The 1,084-nt window shown below is 71.3% G+C and carries 2 protein-coding genes; one reads left to right on the forward strand and one right to left on the reverse strand.

Features of this window, described 5'->3' with window-relative positions; all coding sequences use genetic code 11:
* Positions 1-64 precede the first annotated feature (64 nt).
* Positions 65-469: a MerR family transcriptional regulator gene (locus SACSA_RS0108030; RefSeq protein WP_019814898.1), complete on the reverse strand. Its 405-nt coding sequence runs from the start codon at positions 467-469 to the stop codon at positions 65-67.
* 148 nt (positions 470-617) lie between these two features.
* Here SACSA_RS0108030 and SACSA_RS0108035 point away from each other — a divergent pair, with 148 nt between their 5' ends.
* Positions 618-1,007: a hypothetical protein gene (locus tag SACSA_RS0108035; RefSeq protein WP_048876563.1), complete on the forward strand. Its 390-nt coding sequence runs from the start codon at positions 618-620 to the stop codon at positions 1,005-1,007.
* Positions 1,008-1,084 lie beyond the last annotated feature (77 nt).

Below are 1,084 nucleotides of genomic sequence, written 5' to 3' on the forward strand. Positions count from 1 at the left end.
CGCTGGAGGAGCTGGCCTCCCAGCTCGCGTGAGGCGGCGCGGCCCTGCGCGTCGCGACCGGCGCTCACGGCCGTGCGGTGTGGCGGTCGAGCACCTCACGCAGCATCGCGGCGAATGCCTGCGCCGTGTCCAGGGTGGCCCGGAGTTCGGCGCAACGTCGCTCGGCCGCCTCGGTGAACTCGCGCAGTCTGCGTAGTTCCCGCTCGCCCAACGTGGACGGATTCCCGTCGGCGTCGCGTGCGGGCTGGAGCAGTTCGAGCAGCTCGTGCATTTCCTCGAGCGAGAAACCCAGGGGCTTCATGCGCTGGACGAGGGTGATGCGGTCGACGTCGGGCTGAGTGTAGAGGCGGAAGCCGCCCTGCGTGCGGGTGCTGGGCGCGACCAGGCCGACCTCCTCGTAGTAGCGGATGGTGCGCAGCGACAGCCCGGTGCGGGCGGACACCTCACCGATGCGCATGTGCTCACCCACGCGTTGACCCTCACTTCCTCGGCGCCGACCTGATCACCGTACCGCTCCGTGATCTTGGCCGCAGAGAGTCCACATGGGACCGACGACCTGCGACGACACCGAGGACACCCCGAAAACCAGCCCTTACGTCAGGGTAGGATTCGCCGACGTGACACCAGAACGTTTCGAGTCGGTCGAGGACTACAACACCGCGTACCCGGACTGCCGGTTCCCCGACGAACCGCACGCGCGCAGCGGACTGCGCGGCTACCGCGCCGCCATGCGAGGTGTCACCGACGATCTGACCGACAGCGGCATGGACTCCCTCACCATCGACTTCCTGCCGGGCGGCGCGCCCCTGCCGCACGAGGCGGACAAGGTCGGCACGGTCGTCGCCTCCCGCTGGGGCGAGGGGCCCGTGCTCGTGCTCGCGAGCGAGGTGTCGCTGCGGGCGGCCTGGCGGTCCATCCGGGACGGGTGGCCCACCGAGCTTTCCCATGTGCGGGCGGCGCTCGACGGCGACGCCCGGAGCGCTTCCCTGCCCACCCGGGACGGGTAGCGTTCCGGCGAGCGGAGTCATCGCTCCCCGCCCGGGCGCGTGGGGGCGGACCCGGCCGGCGACGACCGACGTCAGCG

The sequence above is a fragment of the Saccharomonospora saliphila YIM 90502 genome (genome assembly GCF_000383795.1).
In the GTDB taxonomy this organism is placed as follows: domain Bacteria; phylum Actinomycetota; class Actinomycetes; order Mycobacteriales; family Pseudonocardiaceae; genus Saccharomonospora; species Saccharomonospora saliphila.